Genomic DNA, 19,908 nt, shown 5'->3' on the forward strand with positions numbered 1-19,908 from the left:
GGCGGAAAACCGTAAGAAACTGTCTTATTTAGTAAAGCAGACAGATTTTAACTTTATAAGAACGTATTGTGTGGTATACTTAAATACAGGGAAGGAATATCAGAAATAGAACAGTGGGATTCAGGTCAGATTAAGGAGGCTCGTTGTGGGAAAAAATCGGGAGCTTTTAAAGACAAACGTACTGGTCAGTGTGATCTTGATTTTTGGTTTTGTGGTAACTGCATTTTTTAGCTATCAGGCTAATTATGAGGCGTCTCTTAATAATATCGAACAGGTGGCGTCATTGACGACAGAAGGGATTTATTATCAGCTTACGGCTCTGTTTACAAAGCCGATCAATATTTCCATTACCATGGCTCATGACAGTCTTCTGGTGGATCATCTGGAGAATGAGGCAGATAACCTGGAAGATGAAGCATACGCCTGGAAGATTAAGAATTATCTGAAGACGTATCGTGAAAAATACGACTTTGACTCGGTTTTTCTGGTATCTGCTCAGACAAACCGGTATTACAATTTTAATGGAGTTGACAGAGTGCTGACGGAGGATGAACCTGAAAATAACTGGTATTTCAGTATGCTTAAAAATGATTTGGAATACTCTGTAAATGTGGATAACGATGAGGTAAACGGTGCGGATAATGCGATAACTGTATTTGTGAACTGCAAGATATTCGGACCAGATGAAGACTTCCTGGGGGTTGTGGGAGTAGGAATGCGGGTCAGCTACCTGAAGGAATTTTTGAAAGAGTATGAGGAAAAATATCACTTAAATGCATGTCTGGTCGATGGAGACGGAAAGATTGAGATTTCTTCCGAGCATACAGGATATAATAAGACAGACTGGTTTGAGATCTGCGGACAGGAGGAGATTCGCGGCCGGGTTCTGGAATGGAAGGAGGACTCTTCCAACCTGGAATTGTGGACGAAAACGGGGGTGGGAGGTCAGGAGAGGAGTTATATTGTGTCCAGGTATATACCCGAATTGACCTGGCATTTGATTGTGGAACAGAATAACGGAATGATGGTCAGAGAGATAAAGGCGCGCCTGTATCAGACCGGATTCATTATTGCTGCGATTATTATTACGGTTTTGCTGGTAATAACGACGGTTCTCCGTAACTTTAACAGACAGATTACCCAGCTGATTGAAGAACGTCAGGATGCGTTTAAGAGAGCGACGGAGCAGTTATACGATAATATTTATGAGCTTAATATCACAAAAAACCGTTCTGCGAATAAATTGACGGAGCAGTACTTTGAGAGTCTGGGGGCCGGAAATCTGCCTTATGACCAGGGACTTAAAGTGATTGCAGAAAAACAGATTAAGGAAGAGTACCGGGCAGGGTATATCGCTGTGTTTACCCCCAAAAATGTAATCCGTGAATATGAAAAAGGAAACAGTCATTTAAGATATGACTTTATGATTACCCAGGATGGAAACGGATACTTCTGGATGCGGATTGATGCCTATATCTTCTTCTCACAGGAGGACGGCTGCCTCCACATGTTTACATACCGGAAAAACATAGAGTCAGAAAAGGAAAAAGAGATTCTGGCTTCCATTGATGAGATGACAGGATTCCTCACAAAGACAGAGACGGAACGGAAAATCGCCGCTTTGCTGTCTGCAAAAACAGATGGGATTTATGCGTTCTTTCTGTTTGACATTGATAATTTTAAGCAGGCAAACGATTCCTGCGGCCATGCATTTGGAGATTTCTGTATTAAGGAGTTTACGTCAATTATCAGAAAACATTTCCGGGCAGACGATGTGCTGGGGCGAATAGGGGGAGATGAATTTGCAGTATTTCTCTCAGCGCCGGATGGCGGCTGGATCGAAGGGAAGGCGAAAGAATTATCCCAGGCGCTGCAGGTAACGTGCGTGAAGGAAAACAAGAGCTGGAGTATGTCGGCCAGCATAGGAGTGTCCATCGCCCCCGGGGCAGGAGCGGATTTTGATACGCTGTATCAGAATGCGGACGAGGCGCTGTATCAGACGAAGCAGAGAGGGAAGAATGGGTATACGATTGTTTGAGGGGGCTTAGGGCTCTTGGAGGTAAGTAAAATCCAGCCGGAAGATTGTTATTGCTATTCCGGCTGGATTTTTTGATACTTGGTAGTAATTACTGCCGCTGTGGCGTCCGATCAGCCTTCTAAAGCTTCTGTCAGGGCCAGAATAGCCAGAGACTGGCCGTATGCCATTGGTTTAATCACAATATTTTTGTAGTGATCAGCATTCATACCAATGCCAGTTCCAGCTGATACGTTTAGTACGGTTCCGTCTGCAGCAATGTTATCACATACAGCGGAAATGGCCAGCTCTGCTGTGGGCAGATACGATGAATCCAGAATTCCGAGATGAATACCTTTTAAAATACCGGCGGCAATGGCGGAAGATCCGGATACTTCGCAGTAGCTGGCCGGATCGTCCAGCACTGTGTGCCACAGCCCGTTGTGATCCTGAAGGGAAACAAGTGTGTCCACCTGAGCTTTCCATGTGTTCACCAGGTAGCGGAAGATACCAGGACTGATGGAATCGTCTGAATCAGCAAGCAGACAGGGGATTCCATAGGTAAACCAGGCATTTCCGCGGCACCAGTATACGCCGCCAAAATTGTTGTTTCCATGAAAGGTCCAGCCATGGTGGATCAGGCTGTTTGAACGGTCAAACAGATATTTGATATGGGACAGATACTGGTAGAGTGCTTCCTGTGAATATTCAGGCCGTCCGAGTTTGCAGCCGGCCTGATTGAGAAACAGTACAGCCATGACCAGCGTATCCACCCAGATTTCCCCATCGTGAAGGTTCACCCCATTGCGGTCACCAAATGCTGAGGTCACATGCTGAAATACTTCGTATTTTGTACGGGGAAGTGTATTCATCAGCCATTCAGCCCGCTCCGTACACATCTGTCGGTAGATTTGATTACCTGTGAGCTCAGAGAGTGGAAGAAGAGCCAGATATGGAGCAGTGGTGTTAATATTTTTTGATGGAAGGCCGAGCGCAATATTCCGTTGAAACCAATGATCAAGAAATTCCATATAGCGGTTATGTTTTTTTCCCTGCAGACATTTAATCAAACCATATAATCCGAGACCCTGGGGCCAGTCCCATTCTTCAATTCCAAAATCCCGTTCGATCAATCCGGTAAAACGGTTGCCAGAATCCGCCATCTTGTCTTTGGCATAATCTGCTCCTCCCAAAGCCATAAGCCGATCTACAACCAGATCAATTTTTTGAGAAATCACTTCTCTGTCCATAGACGATCTCCATTCTTTATAGTATCATACACCCTCATTATGAAGGGTATTTTTGTAAATTGTGCCATCCTTCATAATAACGCGGAAGTTATTTTTATCTGTAAGCAAATCAACCTGCCTTACAGGATTTCCATCTACAATCAGAAGGTCTGCGAAGGAACCTTCTTCTAAGACTCCGATTTTGCCTTCCGGGTATGGATTCCGATATGTGGAAAGCTTAAAAAGGTCATGAGCACGTCCGGTAGCAGCCTGAAGTGTCTTGAAACTGCCGTAACGCCGTCCCCATGTGCCGAAGTCTTTAAGCTGATGCTCTTCACAGAAATATTTGTTAGTTGCCATATCCGTTCCAAAAACTACATTCAGGTGATACTTATCAATTAATTCCGTCTGCTGTTCCACTCCCTGTTTTACAATCCTGTATTTTTTCTGCATATCCTCCGTGGAGATGAAATCCATCATGGAATCTTCTGCGAATGCAGGGCAGGGGCAGACCCAGACGCCGTTATCACATATCATCCGGGCTGTTTCGTCATCCATCAGCTGAGTGTGCTCCAGACTCATGACTCCGGCCCTGACGGCTCTCTGCATTGATTCGCAGGTGTATAAATGAGCCATGACGTAAGTTCCGTAATCTTTGGCTGCCTGAACGGCTGCGCGAATTTCTTCCTCTGTATACTGGACCGTGTAGAGAGGATCAAAGACGGAAGCAATCCCACCGCCCAAAAACAGTTTGATTTGTGATGCACCTAAAAACAACTGGTCTCTGGCAGCCTTTAATACTTCATTTGCACCGTCTGCAAGAATCCAGATTTTATTGTCCATCACAGGAGACATATAGCCGGTAAGTGTGCGCATGGAAGCTGCTCCCGGGCGGTTGTCGCAGTGGCCGCTGGTCTGTCCGATGCCGGAGTGGCTGGGGAAAATCCTTGGGCCGATGGTATAGCCGGTATCTATACAGTGTTTAATTCCCCATACCAGTCCTCCGGCATCCCGGACGGTAGTAAAGCCGCGGTAAAGCATTTCTTCCGCGTTTTTCGCGCCTCTCACGGCGGTTTCGTCTGCCCGCATACACTCCATTTCAGAACCGCCTCCTGTTAAGGCTACGTGAACGTGACAATCCACCAGACCGGGAATAACGGTCCGCCCGCCGGCATCTATGATCTCGTCAAAATTTTCCGCTGAGACGTCGGAAGAGGAGATTTCAGTTACCAGGTTATCTTCTATTATGATGTGTGAGTGCAGTTTCAGCTGCTCATGGTTTCCATCGAATACATTACAGTTGGTAATAATTTGCCTTTTCATAGTGTCCTCTTTCTAAGTAAAATTGATATGATTACAAATATGAATAAAATGAATGGTACAAACGCAAAATGTTGCCTATATAAACGGATATTACCATTTGACATTGAAAAAGTCAACGAAAAATGCACTATTATAAATTAAAATAAAATATTTTGTTGTATATATTGACAATTAATAATATTAGTAATATGATTAATAAGAATATTACAAACGCAAGCAAGCGATACAAAATTATTATTTGAGGAGGTTACTTATGAAACGAAAAGGATTGGCATTTACTATGGCGGCAGTTATGGCCCTCAGCGTGGCGGGATGTTCTTCCAAACCTGATACCGCGGAAACTGAGAAACAGTCAGTCTCGAGCACACAAGAGGCTCAGGCAGATGCTTCCACAGAAGCTGTTTCTTCGGCGGCAGAGGGGGAACCGGTCACTTTAAAACTGTTCTGGTGGGGGAATCAGGTCAGGAATGATTTGACGCAGCAGGTGATTGATCTCTATATGAAGGATAATCCCAATGTTACGATTATGCCTGAGTTTACGGACTGGAACGGCTACTGGGACAAGCTGGCTACATCTACAGCAGGTGGTAATATGCCAGATATCATTCAGATGGATTACAGATACTTGGAAAAATATGTATCCAGCAATTCTCTGGCGAATCTTTCCGAATTTATCGATAATGGGACGATTAAGACGGATAAAATACCTGAAAGTGTAATTGAGAGTGGGAGCATTAACGGAACGTGTTATGCGATCTCTCTTGGCAGCAACGCACCAGCAATATATTATGATAAAGAGATTGTAGATAAGGCAGGTGTAACAATACCGGACCAAATGACGATCGAGGAACTGTATGAGATTGGACAGACGATTTACGAAAAAACCGGTGCGCTGACCTACTATGACGGAGGGTATGTGCTGATGGGTGAGATCGCGAGAAGCTATGGATCTCATTTATGGGACGAGCTGGAAGCGGGAGATGAGACTGCTGTTAAGAAGGATTTCGAGTATATAAAGAAATTCAGTGATGCGGAATTCAGTATATCTCAGGAACTTTTGGTTGAAAAAAATCCTAAGGTGGTTGAGACAAAGCCGATTATTGACGGTACGGTATGGAACGATTTCTCATTTTCGAATCAGTATTCGGCCATGGTCACCGCAGCAGGAAGAGATTTTGGAATGTCCATGTATCCTACAACCGAAGGGGCAACCCAGCAGCCGATCTATTTAAAGCCCAGTCAGTTTTTCTCTGTGGCCGAGACTTCTCAATATAAAGAGGAGGCCGCTAAATTTGTAGACTGGATTACAAATTCAGTGGAGGCCAACGAAATTCTTCAGGGTGAACGGGGCGTTCCGGTCAATACTGATGTACAGGAAGCGATTAAGGGAACGCTTGACAGCGCCAATGCCCAGGTATTCGATTTTGTAGCAAAAGTTGGAGAGGTTGCAACACCGGTCGATGCACCTGATCCGGAGGGGTCAAGTGATGTGACAACCAAACTCGATACATATGTAGAAAATATCAGGGATGGTTCCATGGACGTGGAGACTGCTGCAAAAGAATTTACAGAATACGCAAAAAAGACGTTAGAGGAAGCAAAGCAATAGAGCTTGATTACGGTTTGGAGGGATTGCCTTGAAAAAAACGCAGAAAACCCCGGGTACGAAGAAGACGTTGAAACAGATTTTAAACCAGGAGAAGGTTGCAGGATATGTATTTATCCTGCCCTTCATCATTGGTTTCATGGTATTCCTGTTTTATCCAATGGTAATGTCACTGGCGTACTCTTTCACCCGGTATAACATTTTGAAATCTCCGGTGTTTATCGGGCTGGACAACTATATCACCATGTTTACAGAGGATGATTTGTTCTGGAAAGTGTTAATGGTAACGGTTAAGTACGTGGTATTTGGAGTACCGCTCCGCCTCCTTATGGCATTGATCGTAGCCATGCTGCTGGTGAAGAATACAAAGCTTTCGGGCTTCTACCGGGCGGTTTACTATCTGCCGTCCATTATCGGTTCCAGTGTGGCAGTAGCAATTTTGTGGAAAAGGATTTGGGCCAGTGATGGTGTGATAAATGCACTTCTGGCGTTGATTGGTCTTCCTTCCAAAACTGTATGGCTGGGAAAAGAAGAGACGGCAATATGGGTTCTGATTATTCTGGCTGTCTGGCAGTTTGGTTCCTCCATGCTGATCTTTTTATCTGGTCTTAAGCAGGTTCCGGTCAGTCTTTATGAGGCGGCTACGGTAGATGGTGCCAGTGGGATCACAAAATTTTTTAAGATCACGCTGCCGATGCTGACTCCGACTATCTTCTTTAACCTGATTAATCAGCTGATCAGTGGGTTTATGGCATTTACCCAGAGTTATATCATCACAGAAGGAAAACCGAAAAATTCGACCCTTTTTTATGCGGTTTATATGTATCAGAATGCATTTACCAATGAAAAGCTGGGATACAGCTGCGCGATGGCGTGGTTTATGGTGGCGTTTATCGGACTGCTGACTTTTATCCTTTTTAAGTCGCAGAAGTACTGGGTTTATTATGAATCAGAAGGATAATGCGTATGAAAAATTATACTTTAAAACGAAATGCAATGAGAGTGATTTATCATCTGTTCACGTTTTCCTTTGCCTGCGTTATGATATATCCGCTGGTGTGGATGATTATGGGATCATTTAAAGACACGACAGAAATTTTCCGTCATGCGGAACATCTGCTGCCGCAGTCTTTTCATCTGGGAAATTACATAAAGGGCTGGAAGGGATTTGCCAATGTCTCTTTCACGGTATTTTTTAAAAATTCACTGATCATATCAGGTCTGGCCACTGTGGGAGCGGTATGCTCTTCTGCAATTATCGCTTATGGATTTGCCAGATGCAATTTTAAGGGAAAAGGAATATGGTTCAGCGCAATGCTTGTATCCATGATGCTGCCGTTCCAGATTATTATGATACCACAGTATATCCTGTTTAATCAGATGGGATGGGTGGGAACGTATCTGCCTTTGATTGTTCCGCACTTTTTTGGGCAGGGTTTTTTCATCTTTTTAAATATTCAGTTTATCAAAGGAATACCAAGGGATTTAGACGAGGTGGCAAAAATTGATGGCTGCAGCATCTACGGTATATTTACGAGAATTATTCTGCCGCTCATCAAGCCGTCCATTGTGACCAGCGCCATTTTCTCCTTTATGTGGAGATGGGATGATTTTATGTCGTCGCTGATCTTCTTAAATAATCCCCTTCAGTATCCAGTGGCTTACGCCCTGAAGCTGTTTGCAGATCCGACGGCAGGATCAGACTGGGGTGCAATGTTTGCCATGGCTACACTGTCACTGGTCCCCATATTTATTATTTTTCTGACAATGCAGAAATATTTGGTGGAGGGGATTGCATCCACTGGAATTAAGGGGTAAGAGGAGAAGATACAATGAAACGTTATGAAGAGTTATACGACGTCCTGAATAAGGAATTACAGCCTGCTCTGGGCTGCACAGAACCGGCGGCTGTTACATATGCCTGTGCGGTGGCAGCAAAAGCACTGGGTGTGCCTGCAGAAAAAGTGGAGATCGCAGCCAGTAAAAATATTCTCAAGAATGTTATGGGGGTGGGGATTCCCAATACGGACAGCTATGGAATCACTGCCGCGGCGGCTATGGGCGTACAGCTTACAGATATTGATAAAAAACTGATGATTTTAAATGATGCTACCCCCGATGTCTGTAAAAAGGCCGGGCTGATGATGAGGCAGAACCGGATTGAAGTCTGTGAAGCCAAACACAGCAGCAGAATTCATATCGAGGTAATCTGCCGTGGCGGAGGCCATGAATCTAAGGTTATCGTGGATGGACTGCATACAAACATTGTTTCTGTCATGAGAGATGGAGCGGAACTGAAGGTGCCCGGGCAGGAAAAAGGTTCTGCAGATGAATCGGTGAAGACAGATTTGAGAGGGTATACCATTCAGGATTTTTGTGAATTTGCCTCTGTGGCTGATGCCAGACGTCTGGCATCCACCAGGAAAGCAGTAGAACTGTCTAAGAAGCTCTCTGATGAAGGACTGAAGGGGAAGTATGGACTGGGTGTCGGGAAGGCTTTAAAAGAAATGGCGGTACAGGGAGAACACGGTCTTGTCAATGAGGTAAAATATATTACTGCAGCCGCAGCGGATGCCAGAATGGCGGGGTGTGAACTTCCCATGATGTCGCTCTGCGGAAGCGGTAACCAGTGTATCGAAGCGACGCTGCCGGTGGCCGCCGCGGCTGTAAGAAGTGGCGCTTCTGAGGAGAAGATGATTTGCGCAGCTGCACTGAGCCAGCTGATTACCGTGTATACCAAGCAGTATACCGGGCGTTTATCACCGATCTGCGGCTGTGGATTGGCGGCGGCTATTGGAGCGGCAGCCGGCATTACATGGATGAATCATGGAACTGTTCCGATGGTAGAAGCAGCTATAAAAAATGTGGCAGCAGATCTTTCCGGTATGATCTGTGATGGTGCAAAACCCGGTTGTTCTTTAAAACTGGCTACAGCTGCGGGGACTGCAGTTCAGTCGGCTATGCTGGCTCTTAAAGGAATATCTGCCACTGACCGGGATGGAATAGTGGAACAGTCGGCGGAAAAGACCATCCAAAATCTGGGGATTCTGGATAAAGACGGGATGAACTGTACCGATCAGGTGATTTTAGATCTGATGCTGGGACAGTATGCATAGGAGGTAAGGATGATTACATTATTTAAAAATGGAATGGTGTGGGAGGAAGACCATTTCTGCCGGAAAGATATAGCTGTGGAGGCGGAGCGGATTACCATGACAGGGACTGCACCGGAAGGCTTTGTGTGTGACAGAACCTTTGATGTAGAGGGAAAATACCTGGTCCCGGGGGTTATAGACTGCCACGCGCATGTTACAATGGTAGGCGGAGATCATCATATGGCGGTTTTCTTTCAGGAGAATACAGCGGAGCTGACAATGGAGGGAGTAATAAATTGTGAGCGGATGGTTTCTCATGGGATTACGACAGCCAGAGACTGCGGCGGAAAGTATATGGAAACACTGGCTATCCGGGATTTTATCAGGAAGGGAAAGATTAAGGGGCCAAGACTTTTGTGCAGTGGGACTCCGCTTAAAGTGGTAGGTGGCCATGAACCAGGCTTTGATATTACAGGACCTATAGAAGCAAGGAAGGCGGTGCGTCAGTTTCTGTTCGAAGGTGTTGATTTTATCAAGGCCATGGTAACCGGAGGTTTGGGAAAGGCTGGAGAAGATCCGGGGGCTGTGGAACTGGAGCTTAATGAACTGGCGGCCATGGTGTCTGAAGCCGCCAAACACGGAAAAAAAGTGGCCTGCCACTGTCACAGCAGGGCAGGAATGGAAATTCTGCTTAAGGCGGGTGCTGCCTCTATCGAGCATGCCACTTATTTAGATCCGGAGATTAATGAGCAGATTATCAGACAGGGCGTTTATGTAGTTCCAACGTTTACGCCCTATGAGATTGCTGCAGCCAGTGAAGTGGGATGTGGAATTGTTCCGGACGCTATCTTTGCTTCCCGCGCTATGATAGGCGATAAGAGGAAGCGTTTTAAAGAGGCGTATGATCAGGGGGTATTGATTGCATTTGGGCGTGACAGCGGCGGGTTCTTTATGGATCAGGGGGAGTTTGCCGACGAGATGCTCTATATGGAACATGCCGGCATGGCAAGAAAAGATATTATTAAAAGTGCTACGGAACATGCCGCCAGGCTTTTAGGAATATGGGGAGAGACAGGCAGCCTCGAAGAAGGCAAATGTGCTGATATTCTGTTCCTGAATTCTAACCCGCTGGAGAACCTGGCAGCATATCGAAACGACTTGCAAGAAGTTTGTGCGAATGGTACACTAATACTTAATAAATTAGGTTAGTTTTATTAATTAAGAACGGAAAAATGGCGGGATAAAGAAATAGATATTCGGAGGAAAATGGTTATGGCAGCTAAAAAAATGAGTTTAAAAGAACAGGTATATACGAAAATTTTTAATGATTTGGTTGTTGAGCGTTTTCCACCCGATGAGTTCCTCACAGAGAAGCAGTTTATAGAATTATATGGAGTAAGCAAGGCTCCAGTGCGGGAGGCCTTAATAGAACTCTGCAATGAGGGAATTTTGCGCAGCATTCCCCGCCTGGGATACCAGATTATCCCTGTGACCCAAAAGGATATTACGAATTCTACGGAACTGAGACTTTTAATCGAGATGAATGCATTCCGGAAGATGTCAGAGTCTTTTAATGAAGAAATGCTTGAAAAAATACGGACGCTGAATAAAAACTGGATGGAAGATGTGATTACGGGCAATATTGACGTACAGAAGCGTTGGATGCATAATACACTGTTTCACACTACAATGTGCTCTTTTGGCGGAAATGACCTTGCTGTGGACGTAATCGCCAAGCTGATTAAGCTGGAATGGCGTGCCTATGCCCACATGCTCAGTACGCCGGAAAAACAGGATAAATTTTTTAATAATTCTGAGAAGAAATATCATATCGAAATTGAGCATGCGCTGATGGAACGCAACTTTGAAAAAGCGGAACAGCTGCTGCACGATGACATTGCCACGATTGGGAAGGAGCTGTTTCTTTAACCGACGCCTTTGGAAAGGACAGGTTATGAACCGCAGAGAACGGATAACAGCAGTATTTAAGGGAGAAAAGCCAGACAGGACGCCGATGGGCTTCTGGATGCATTTTCCCACGGAGCAGCATCATGGGGAGGAGGCCCTTGCTGCACATTTAAAATATTTTGAAGAAACAAAAACTGATATTTGTAAGGTTATGAATGAAAATTTATACCCCGTCCAACACCCAATTATGGAGGCTGCGGACTGGGCTGATGTGAAAGCGTGTGGAAGAAACCATCCGTTTATCCGTTCTCAGGTGGAACTGGTTAAAAGGATCGTAGACAGTACCGCAGACGATACGCCTGTGATTGCCACGGTACACGGGATCGTGGCATCGGCTTCCCATGCGCTGATGCAGTGTTCCAGATATGATAAGGTGGGGCGTTACGCCCAGCTGTATCATCTGCGTACAAATCCCGACAGTGTATACAGTGCTTATCAGGCGATTGCCGAGTCTCTGACGATTCTGGCAGAAGAGTGTATTGCAGCGGGGGCTGACGGGATCTACTATGCCGCTCTGGGCGGAGAACGTGATGGATTTACCGCCGAAGAGCATGCACGTTATATAGCGCCCCTGGAAGAGCAGTTGATGAGAGAGATTGACCATGCGCCTATCGGTAATATTCTGCACATGTGCAAACCGCTTGTAGATTTAGAACGCTACGTGGATTATCCGTGTGAAGCGGTAAACTGGGGAATATTGGAGAGCGGTGTGAAGCTTTTTGAGGGAAGAAAGCTGTTTCCGGGGAAGGTGATCATGGGAGGCATGGATGACGGCAGCCAGATCCTGATTTCCGGAAGCCCGGAAGAACTGGAACGGGAAGTCCATAATATCCTGGCGGAAAATGATTATCCGGGTTTTATTCTGGCCAGTGACTGTACACTGCCCGGTAATCTGCCCTATGAGAGGATACGTATGATGGAAAAAGCCTGTGAGACGTATAGAGGAGGCAGTTATGAATTATGATGAGAAGCAGAATGCGGTTTCAGATCTTCAGATCGCATATATAGGAGGGGGCTCCAGAGGCTGGGCATGGACATTTATGACAGACCTGGCTATGGAAAAAAATATGTCCGGTACAATCCGGCTGTATGACATTGACATGGAAGCGGCCGGCCATAATGAAAGAATCGGCAATGATTTAAGTACAAGAGAGGACGCATCCGGCAAATGGAATTATGAGACATACAGCAGTCTGGAGTCTGCTCTTACGGGTGCTGACTTTGTAGTGATTTCTATTCTGCCGGGAACGTTCGATGAGATGGCTGTGGATGTACATACACCGGAACGTCTGGGAATCTGGCAGTCAGTGGGGGATACGGCAGGGCCGGGAGGAATTATGAGGTCTTTGAGAACCCTGCCGATGTTTGTTGAGATTGGTGAGGCAATTAAAAAATATTCTCCGGACGCATGGGTAATCAATTATACCAATCCAATGACGCTGTGTGTGAAGGTGCTTTATTGCGTATTTCCTGAAATTAAGGCCTTTGGATGCTGCCATGAAGTGTTTGGCACTCAGCGTGTCTTAAAGGGTATTACAGAACAGATGCTTGGCCTGAAGGATATTGAGAGAAGCGATATTCATGTCAACGTATTGGGGATCAATCATTTTACATGGTTTGACTATGCGTCATACAGAGGAATTGACTTATTTCCTGTATACAGAGATTATATTGACAGTCATTTTGAGGAAGGGTTCCAGGAAAAGGATAGAAGCTGGATGAATTCTGCGTTTCACTGCGCTCACCGGGTGAAATTTGACTTATTTAAGAAGTATGGTATGATAGCGGCCGCAGGTGACCGCCATCTGGCTGAGTTTATGCCTGGCGATCTCTATTTGAAGGATCCGGAGACGGTAAAGTCGTGGAAATTTGGCCTGACCACAGTGGACTGGAGAAAGAATGATTTAAAAGAACGACTGGAAAAGAGCCGGAAGCTGTTTGAACGGGAGGAGCAGGTGGAACTGAAACCGACAGGAGAAGAGGGAATTCTGCTGATCAAGGCGCTGTGCGGTTTGGGACGAATGGTCTCGAATGTTAATATACCCAATACAGACGGACAGATCAGTAATCTGCCGGTCGATGAGGTGGTGGAGACGAATGCCATTTTTGACAGGAACAGTATCCGGCCGATTATGGCGGGAAGTCTTCCTCAGCCGGTCTTAGACCTGATAATGCCTCACGTTCGTGTACATGATAAGACGATGAGAGCGGCTCTCAGCCCGGATTTAGAACTGGTTGTTGAGGCTTTTCTGGAAGATCCGAATGTGAAAGCGAAAAAGCCATCTGAAAAAGATGTGCGCTCGCTGGTGATCGATATGCTTAAGGGAACAAAGGCGTATCTGCCGAAAGAATGGGAACATTGGATTTAAAGATACATAAGAATGAAATACGCAGGAGGATGCAATATCTTTCTGCGTATTTTTTATTGCAGAAAAGGGCTCCTATAATATAAAAATTGCAGCATAACACCTAAAATAAAATCAAAAACCGAAGAAAACTATATAAATATGATATATTTTGGATTTAGTATCCCGATACCGTTGTATATAATAAATATAAAGGCGGCGGATATCAATGATTGGTTTGGATAAGAATATCCGCGCGGCCAAAGACGATATTCCGGAAACGTCGTCAGGAATCTGATTATGAAGCTGAAATTGAGTATGAGAGGTGGTTTTAACTGATATGAAGTATGGAATACATTTTGGACACTTGGGAAGCTGGTATGATGAACTGGGGGTGCGGGAGTGTTTAAAGCAGGCAAAGGAAGCCGGTTCTGATGTATTTGAATTTTTTCCTACGAAAGAGATGTTTGACATGGAAAAGGATAAAATTCGAGAACTTAAAATGTATATGGAAGAGATTGGGATTGAACCGGCCTTTACGTTCGGCTATCCTGCAGGCTGGGATATGGCTGGCGAAGATGAGGCGAACAGAGAAAAGGCAGTAGAGCATTTGAAACGGATTATTGAGAGTATGGGGGTGCTTGGAGCAACCGGGATTGGCGGAATTGTATATTCCAACTGGCCTGCCGATTATTCGTTACAGGTGATTGAGCCTGATGATAAAAAGAGGAGAAAGGACAACTGTATTGCCGGCTTAAGAAAGGTGATGAAGACGGCGGAAGATAACAATGTAACCGTAAATCTGGAAATTGTCAACCGGTTCGAGCATTATCTTATGAATACAGCGGCAGAAGGAATAGAGGTCTGTAAGGCAGTGGGAAGCCCAAACTGTAAGCTGCTGTTAGACTGCTTCCATATGAATATTGAGGAAGACAGTTTACCTGAAGCCATACGTAGCGCCAGGGGCTATCTTGGACATTTTCATGTGAGTGAGCCTAACAGGAAGGTTCCCTATCATACAGACAGAATTCCATGGAATGAGGTGGGACAGGCACTTCGGGACATTGGCTATGACAAAGCTGTAATTGTAGAGTCTTTTTATAAATTCGGCGGCGTTCAGGGACATAATATGAGGATGTGGCGTGATCTCGATCCGGATCTGTCACTGGAATCCCGTCTCAAGCTGGCCCGCCAGGGAATTGAATATATTCGCGGACAATTTGGAGGTTGAGAGAATGATTTTAGAAGAAATGAGGCTATGCGGTAAAACCGCTCTTGTGACAGGTGCGGCCCATGGAATCGGAAAGGCTTGTGCTCTCGCTTTAGCGGAGGCCGGCGCTGATGTTGCGGTCGTTGATTTAAAAGATGAGGTATTTCAGACTGCAGAAGAGATCAGGAAGACAGGGAAACATGCCCTGGCGTTTCAGGCAGATATTACGGCAGAGGAAGAGATTCTGGCTGTGGTTGAAAACGTGGCGGCTGAATGGGGAAAACTGGATATCTGCTTCTGTAATGCCGGTACGTTCCAGGATATTCCGGCAGAGGACATGCCGTTAAAAGAATTCAAACGGGTGATAGAGGTAAATCTGACAGGAGCCTTTATAACTGCAAGAGCAGCAGGACGCAGTATGATAGAAAATCATATTTCAGGTTCCATAATTCTGACTGCTTCCATGTCAGGGCATATCGCGAATATCCCACAGTGCCAATGCGCGTATAATTCTTCCAAGGCAGGGGTGATTATGCTGGGGAAGAGTCTGGCTGTGGAGTGGGCCAGACATGGAATACGGGTCAATACCGTAAGTCCCGGCTATATCAGGACGTGGAGTGATACACCGTTAAAGCCGGAGGAAGTGGGACAATCCAATTTCGAACAGTGGACACCTCTGCGCCGTTTCGGTCAGGCCGATGAACTTAAGGCTCTTATTGTATACTTGGCAGGAGATGCATCAGGTTTTGTAACCGGATCAGACTATGTAATTGATGGCGGATATACCGCGTTTTAAGGAGGAAACTTATGAGAAAAACAGGAAAAAAGGTATTGGGTATTGTTTTATGTGCAGCCATAGCCGGCAGTCTGCTTGCAGGATGTGGGAAAAAGCAGGGAACGGAAGCTGTCGGCGGTGGTCAGGAAACTACTGCAGCTGCCCGGGAACAATCGACAGAACAGGAAAAAACAGCCCAGAAAGGGAACGTTCCAACGATACGCCTGGTCAGCTGGCAGACACCTTCTGATCCAAAGACAAAACCGGTTTATGATGCCATAGACCAGTTTGCCAAAGAACATGCATCTGAATTTAAACTGGAGCACGAGAATATTCTGGGTGATGAATTAAAAGCTAAGATAAAGACTGACGTGGCCAGCAATACGGTACCGGATGTATTTCTTTACTGGGGAAGCGGCGGCAATTCCGCCATGCTTCTGGATGCAGACGTCATCATTCCCTTTGACGAGTATCTGGATGCATCCCAGAACATCAAGAGGGAACTCTTTCCGCAGGATTCCTTTGACAGAACGTCAGCCAATGGAACTCTGGCTACCATTACCCTTGGACTGGAGTACGGGGTATGGTTCTGCAATCAGGAGTTATTTGATCAATATGGTCTGGAACTGCCGAAAACGCTTGATGATATGATTGCAGTGGGAAAGGTATTTAATGAAAACGGTATTGTTCCTTTTGCCATGGGGTCTAAGGGCGGAAATCCTGCTCATGAGTTTGTTGCCGAAATATTAGGACAGATGCCTGACTGTCAGGAAGATTTCAGAAAGATAAATGAAGAGTATACTGTAGATACACCGAATATCAGAAAGACTCTTGAAATCATTGAGACTATGAGGGAGAATAAGCTGTTCCCGTCTGATACGATTTCCATTGGAGACTGGAACCAGCATTTTGCCATGTATAACGAAGGAAAAGCAGCCATGATCTATGCGTGGACATGGCAGTTGTCCAATATGTCTAAGGAGATGGCAGATAAGACTGTTATTATTCCGGCCCCGGGTATGCCGGGCGGAACAAGGGATACGTCGAATTTTGCACGGTCAGGAGGAGACATGGGGTATGTAATTTCCAGAAGTGCATGGGAGGATCCGGATAAAAAAGATGCGGTGATCGAACTGATGGATTATCTTTATTCACGCGAAATTCAGGAACTTACTCTCTACAGCGGCGGAGGTATCCCTTCCAGACTGGATATAGAAGTCGATGCGGATAAGGTTGAAAAACAGAAACTGGCTGAAGTGATTGAATTTGCAAGAGGAAAAGAATCCTGTCCCAACCTTCCGCAGGCGTGTCCAAAAACGGAGTGCTGGACTGACTTTGCTGATGGAATTGATGAATTAATGGCGGGAATCAGCACGCCGGATCAGGTGATTGAAAATATCAACAAGTCTCTGACAGCGGCAAAGGAAAATTAACAACTGAAAGATCCGGGAATCTTTGCATCCTGATTCCCGGATCTTCTGTGAAAGGGGGTTGCCATGGAACTTAGAATGAAGAAAAAAAATAATATAAAGAAGGGAAAATGGATTTTTTCTATCTGTTTCCATATTCCATCGTTTGTCTTATACACAATATTTTTAATTGTCCCCATGATTACATCGTTGTATTTTTCCCTTTTAAAATGGGATGGCGTTACTCAGTCAAAATTTATCGGGATGGCTAATTTTGTGGATCTGTTTACCAACGACAGATACTTTAAGAAAGTAATTTTCAATACTTTAAAAAGCATGGCGGCTGGTGTCTGCATTCAGCTTCCTCTGGCTCTGATTCTGGCATACCTTGTGTACCGCACAGTTCGTGGCTTCCATTTTTTCCAGTCCGTGTATTTTGTGCCTGTGGTTATCTCGGCTACCGTAATCGGTCTTATGTTTTCTCTGTTTTTTAACCCGGCCTTTGGCCCGGTAAATGCATTTTTTGAAGCGATGGGCTGGAAGGGTATGATTAAAAACTGGCTTACTGATCCAGGGGTGGTATTATTTTCCGTTATTATGCCTGGAATCTGGCAGTACATCGGTTACCATTTTATCATTCTTCTGGCTGGAATGCAGTCTGTTCCCAAAGAATTAATCGAGAGCGCTTACATAGACGGAGCCAATACCGTTGATATATTTTTCCGTATTATGATTCCCAATATTAAGGCAATGATCCAGGTATGTGTTGTTATCTGCCTGACAGGTTCCATTAAGACTTTTGATATTCCTTACCTTATGACCCAGGGAGGACCGGGGGCGGAGAGTACATTTCTCTCTATCTACATGTATAAGGAGGCTTTCGTGGATTCCTCGATCGGGAGGGGAACTGCGGTAGCTGTCTGCATGCTGATTCTGGCGCTGGCCGTTACAATGATTGTAAACCGTATCTTTGCATTCATAAACAGAAATGATTAGGAGGCCGGTTATGCATAAAAAATTAAATCCTTTTAGAATACTGCGATATGCAGTACTTGTCTTTATGACGTTTATCACACTCTATCCCCTGTTCTGGATTGGTTTATGTTCTCTTAAATCGAGCGAGGAAATCTATGGATCGCCCTTTGGGATACCGAGACAGCCAGAGTGGGAAAATTATGCGGAAGCCTGGCAGGTGGCAGATATTCCGGTTCATCTGTTAAACAGTATTTTATATGCCGCCGCTGCCGTGACCGTTGTAGTGATCTTAAGCGCCATGAGTGCGTACATTATTGCCAAGGTATGGAAGAACAGGGGACTGTATCATTATTATTCCCTGGGAATTATGATTCCGATTAATGCCATTATTATCCCTTTTATTCTGATCTTCCGCAGAGTAGGGATATTAAATACCAGAGTGGGTGTCATACTGGCGTTTATTGTCACGAATTTAGCTTTCAGCATCTTTATTCTGGTCCCGTTTATGATGGGGCTGCCGGATGAACTGGAGGATGCGGCGAGAATTGATGGCTGCAACAGACTGCAGACTTTTTTAAAGATTATGCTGCCGCTATCGAAAGCAGGGCTGGCCACAGTGGGAACCTTTGTACTCATTAATTGCTGGAATGATCTTTTTTTAAGCCTTCTTATCATATCCAGACAGAATCTGATTACTCTAAACCAGGTCTGTTATAATATGAGGTCTCAGTATGCGGCCGATTACGGGTTGATTACGGCTACGGTTATGATCATGGTGATTCCTGTCATCATCTGTTACGCCATGTTCCAGAAACAGATTGTAAAAGGAATGACGGCCGGTTCCATCAAGGGCTGAATGCAGCCTGACAGAAAAAGAAAAATAGAGGAGGATACTTATGCTGAAGTACAGCGAAGAATTAGCAAAGAGTGGTTTTTATGTAACCAGATACGAGGATCGTTTTTTCTGGGATACGCCGGAAAATCTGGCGGTTTACCCATATGGAACCAGTGATGGGTGGAGAAAATATGAGAAAAACCCGGTGCTGGGCGGAGAATATGGAACGTGTTTCGATTTATCGGTTCTTCACGAGGACGGAATTTACAGGATGTGGTTTTCCTGGCGCCCGCACGAGTGCATTGCCTATACGGAAAGTGAAGACGGGCTGAACTGGAAAGAACCGGTGGAAGTTTTAAGGCCGAATCCGGAATCACTGTGGGATGCGGATGAACTGAACCGGCCCAGTGTGATAAAAAGAGACGGCATTTATGAAATGTGGTATTCCGGACAGATGAAGCCATATACGAATGAAGGCCGTTCCTGTATCGGGTACGCCTCCAGCAGGGATGGAATTCACTGGGAACGGTTTAACACCCCGGTTCTTGTGCCGGATCAGCCATGGGAGCAGAAGGCAGTCATGTGTCCCCATGTGATATATGAGGAGGAGACGGGAGTATATAAGATGTGGTACAGCGGAGGCGGAAACCATGAACCGGACGCCGTTGGATATGCCTGGAGCCGTGATGGAAGAAACTGGGAGAAAGAGGTGTCAAATCCTGTTCTTCGTAAGGAAGAGAAGAATCCATGGGAAAGAGAGAAGGTAGCAGCCTGTCAGGTACTGAAATGGAAGGATTACTATTATATGTTCTATATCGGTTTTATCCATGTGGACCGGGCAGCCATCGGACTGGCCAGATCAAAGGACGGGATCAGCGGCTGGGAGCGGTATCCGGCCAATCCTATAATTGCTCCGGATGTGGATGGCTTTGATGAAAAAGCCGTCTATAAGCCGTATGTTCTTAAGGTGCAGAATGGGTGGATGATGTGGTATAATGGTGCAAAATATATTCCGGATAAAGAAAATCTGGTGATCGAACAGATTGGCGCAGCATTCCTGGACCGGGAAGAATTTTGGGTTGAACAAGAGGAATCATATACAGCAGCAGAATAGAAGATGACAG

The 19,908-nt window shown here is 45.3% G+C and carries 17 protein-coding genes; 15 read left to right on the forward strand and 2 right to left on the reverse strand.

Translation table 11 applies throughout. From position 1 onward, the window contains the following. Positions 1–145: 145 nt before the first annotated feature. Positions 146–2,038 carry a sensor domain-containing diguanylate cyclase gene (locus NE473_RS04680; protein WP_055649320.1) on the forward strand — a complete coding sequence of 631 codons (1,893 nt, stop codon included), beginning with the start codon at positions 146–148 and terminating at the stop codon, positions 2,036–2,038. A 110-nt stretch (positions 2,039–2,148) separates the two neighbouring features. Here NE473_RS04680 and NE473_RS04685 read toward each other — a convergent pair whose 3' ends face one another. Together NE473_RS04685 and NE473_RS04690 are read right to left on the reverse strand one after the other, a co-directional pair. Beyond that, positions 2,149–3,264 carry a glycoside hydrolase family 88/105 protein gene (locus tag NE473_RS04685; protein ID WP_006776311.1) on the reverse strand — a complete coding sequence of 372 codons (1,116 nt, stop codon included), beginning with the start codon at positions 3,262–3,264 and terminating at the stop codon, positions 2,149–2,151. 24 nt (positions 3,265–3,288) lie between these two features. After that, a complete protein-coding gene (locus NE473_RS04690) occupies positions 3,289–4,566 on the reverse strand; it encodes a metal-dependent hydrolase family protein (RefSeq protein ID WP_055649321.1) in 1,278 nt (425 codons plus the stop codon). 253 nt (positions 4,567–4,819) lie between these two features. Between NE473_RS04690 and NE473_RS04695 the strand changes: the two genes are divergently transcribed. From NE473_RS04695 to NE473_RS04760, 14 genes are all read left to right on the forward strand, one after another. Beyond that, complete coding sequence (locus tag NE473_RS04695; RefSeq protein ID WP_006774292.1) at positions 4,820–6,175, forward strand: ABC transporter substrate-binding protein; 1,356 nt, start codon at positions 4,820–4,822, stop codon at positions 6,173–6,175. A gap of 28 nt (positions 6,176–6,203) precedes the next feature. Further along, positions 6,204–7,133 (forward strand): carbohydrate ABC transporter permease, encoded by a 930-nt coding sequence (locus NE473_RS04700; protein WP_006774293.1) that lies wholly within the window; start codon positions 6,204–6,206, stop codon positions 7,131–7,133. Beyond that, the gene (locus tag NE473_RS04705; RefSeq protein ID WP_118076704.1) at positions 7,133–7,990 is read left to right on the forward strand and encodes a carbohydrate ABC transporter permease; all 858 of its coding nucleotides are present in this window, start codon (positions 7,133–7,135) and stop codon (positions 7,988–7,990) included. Before NE473_RS04700 ends, NE473_RS04705 begins: the two co-directional genes overlap by 1 nt. Before the next feature lie 14 nt (positions 7,991–8,004). Then, positions 8,005–9,288 (forward strand): L-cysteine desulfidase family protein, encoded by a 1,284-nt coding sequence (locus tag NE473_RS04710; RefSeq protein WP_055649323.1) that lies wholly within the window; start codon positions 8,005–8,007, stop codon positions 9,286–9,288. Positions 9,289–9,297: 9 nt separating this feature from the next. Then, entirely contained in the window at positions 9,298–10,476 is a 1,179-nt protein-coding gene (locus tag NE473_RS04715) for a metal-dependent hydrolase family protein (RefSeq protein ID WP_006774296.1), read from the forward strand. Positions 10,477–10,539: 63 nt separating this feature from the next. Next, complete coding sequence (locus NE473_RS04720; RefSeq protein WP_039891871.1) at positions 10,540–11,196, forward strand: GntR family transcriptional regulator; 657 nt, start codon at positions 10,540–10,542, stop codon at positions 11,194–11,196. 25 nt (positions 11,197–11,221) lie between these two features. After that, complete coding sequence (locus NE473_RS04725; RefSeq protein ID WP_055649324.1) at positions 11,222–12,199, forward strand: uroporphyrinogen decarboxylase family protein; 978 nt, start codon at positions 11,222–11,224, stop codon at positions 12,197–12,199. Beyond that, on the forward strand, positions 12,189–13,604 hold the full coding sequence (locus NE473_RS04730) for a family 4 glycosyl hydrolase (protein ID WP_055649325.1): 1,416 nt from the start codon (positions 12,189–12,191) through the stop codon (positions 13,602–13,604). Before NE473_RS04725 ends, NE473_RS04730 begins: the two co-directional genes overlap by 11 nt. Before the next feature lie 316 nt (positions 13,605–13,920). Further along, positions 13,921–14,811, forward strand: a complete 891-nt coding sequence (locus NE473_RS04735) for a sugar phosphate isomerase/epimerase family protein (protein ID WP_055649326.1) — start codon at positions 13,921–13,923, stop codon at positions 14,809–14,811. A 4-nt stretch (positions 14,812–14,815) separates the two neighbouring features. Further along, positions 14,816–15,586 carry an SDR family oxidoreductase gene (locus tag NE473_RS04740; RefSeq protein WP_055649327.1) on the forward strand — a complete coding sequence of 257 codons (771 nt, stop codon included), beginning with the start codon at positions 14,816–14,818 and terminating at the stop codon, positions 15,584–15,586. A gap of 11 nt (positions 15,587–15,597) precedes the next feature. Next, a complete protein-coding gene (locus NE473_RS04745) occupies positions 15,598–16,998 on the forward strand; it encodes an ABC transporter substrate-binding protein (protein ID WP_055649328.1) in 1,401 nt (466 codons plus the stop codon). A 63-nt stretch (positions 16,999–17,061) separates the two neighbouring features. Further along, the gene (locus NE473_RS04750) at positions 17,062–17,970 is read left to right on the forward strand and encodes a carbohydrate ABC transporter permease (RefSeq protein ID WP_055649329.1); all 909 of its coding nucleotides are present in this window, start codon (positions 17,062–17,064) and stop codon (positions 17,968–17,970) included. 10 nt (positions 17,971–17,980) lie between these two features. After that, positions 17,981–18,805 carry a carbohydrate ABC transporter permease gene (locus tag NE473_RS04755; protein WP_055649330.1) on the forward strand — a complete coding sequence of 275 codons (825 nt, stop codon included), beginning with the start codon at positions 17,981–17,983 and terminating at the stop codon, positions 18,803–18,805. A 40-nt stretch (positions 18,806–18,845) separates the two neighbouring features. Beyond that, entirely contained in the window at positions 18,846–19,898 is a 1,053-nt protein-coding gene (locus NE473_RS04760) for a glycoside hydrolase family 130 protein (protein ID WP_055649331.1), read from the forward strand. The last annotated feature ends 10 nt before the right edge of the window (positions 19,899–19,908 follow it).

The sequence above is a fragment of the Hungatella sp. SL.1.14 genome (assembly GCF_024460495.1).
In the GTDB taxonomy this organism is placed as follows: Bacteria; Bacillota; Clostridia; order Lachnospirales; family Lachnospiraceae; genus Hungatella; species Hungatella hathewayi.

What these genes read in the sequence shown, in the direction of transcription:
- NE473_RS04695 (WP_006774292.1), top strand. Translation starts at nt 4,820, where the DNA reads ATGAAACGAAAAGGATTGGCATTTACTATGGCGGCAGTTATGGCCCTC.
- NE473_RS04725 (WP_055649324.1), top strand. Translation starts at nt 11,222, where the DNA reads ATGAACCGCAGAGAACGGATAACAGCAGTATTTAAGGGAGAAAAGCCA.
- NE473_RS04705 (WP_118076704.1), top strand. Translation starts at nt 7,133, where the DNA reads ATGCGTATGAAAAATTATACTTTAAAACGAAATGCAATGAGAGTGATT.
- NE473_RS04760 (WP_055649331.1), top strand. Translation starts at nt 18,846, where the DNA reads ATGCTGAAGTACAGCGAAGAATTAGCAAAGAGTGGTTTTTATGTAACC.
- NE473_RS04720 (WP_039891871.1), top strand. Translation starts at nt 10,540, where the DNA reads ATGGCAGCTAAAAAAATGAGTTTAAAAGAACAGGTATATACGAAAATT.
- NE473_RS04735 (WP_055649326.1), top strand. Translation starts at nt 13,921, where the DNA reads ATGAAGTATGGAATACATTTTGGACACTTGGGAAGCTGGTATGATGAA.
- NE473_RS04730 (WP_055649325.1), top strand. Translation starts at nt 12,189, where the DNA reads ATGAATTATGATGAGAAGCAGAATGCGGTTTCAGATCTTCAGATCGCA.
- NE473_RS04685 (WP_006776311.1), bottom strand. Translation starts at nt 3,264, where the DNA reads ATGGACAGAGAAGTGATTTCTCAAAAAATTGATCTGGTTGTAGATCGG.
- NE473_RS04750 (WP_055649329.1), top strand. Translation starts at nt 17,062, where the DNA reads ATGGAACTTAGAATGAAGAAAAAAAATAATATAAAGAAGGGAAAATGG.
- NE473_RS04740 (WP_055649327.1), top strand. Translation starts at nt 14,816, where the DNA reads ATGATTTTAGAAGAAATGAGGCTATGCGGTAAAACCGCTCTTGTGACA.
- NE473_RS04690 (WP_055649321.1), bottom strand. Translation starts at nt 4,566, where the DNA reads ATGAAAAGGCAAATTATTACCAACTGTAATGTATTCGATGGAAACCAT.
- NE473_RS04715 (WP_006774296.1), top strand. Translation starts at nt 9,298, where the DNA reads ATGATTACATTATTTAAAAATGGAATGGTGTGGGAGGAAGACCATTTC.
- NE473_RS04755 (WP_055649330.1), top strand. Translation starts at nt 17,981, where the DNA reads ATGCATAAAAAATTAAATCCTTTTAGAATACTGCGATATGCAGTACTT.
- NE473_RS04710 (WP_055649323.1), top strand. Translation starts at nt 8,005, where the DNA reads ATGAAACGTTATGAAGAGTTATACGACGTCCTGAATAAGGAATTACAG.
- NE473_RS04745 (WP_055649328.1), top strand. Translation starts at nt 15,598, where the DNA reads ATGAGAAAAACAGGAAAAAAGGTATTGGGTATTGTTTTATGTGCAGCC.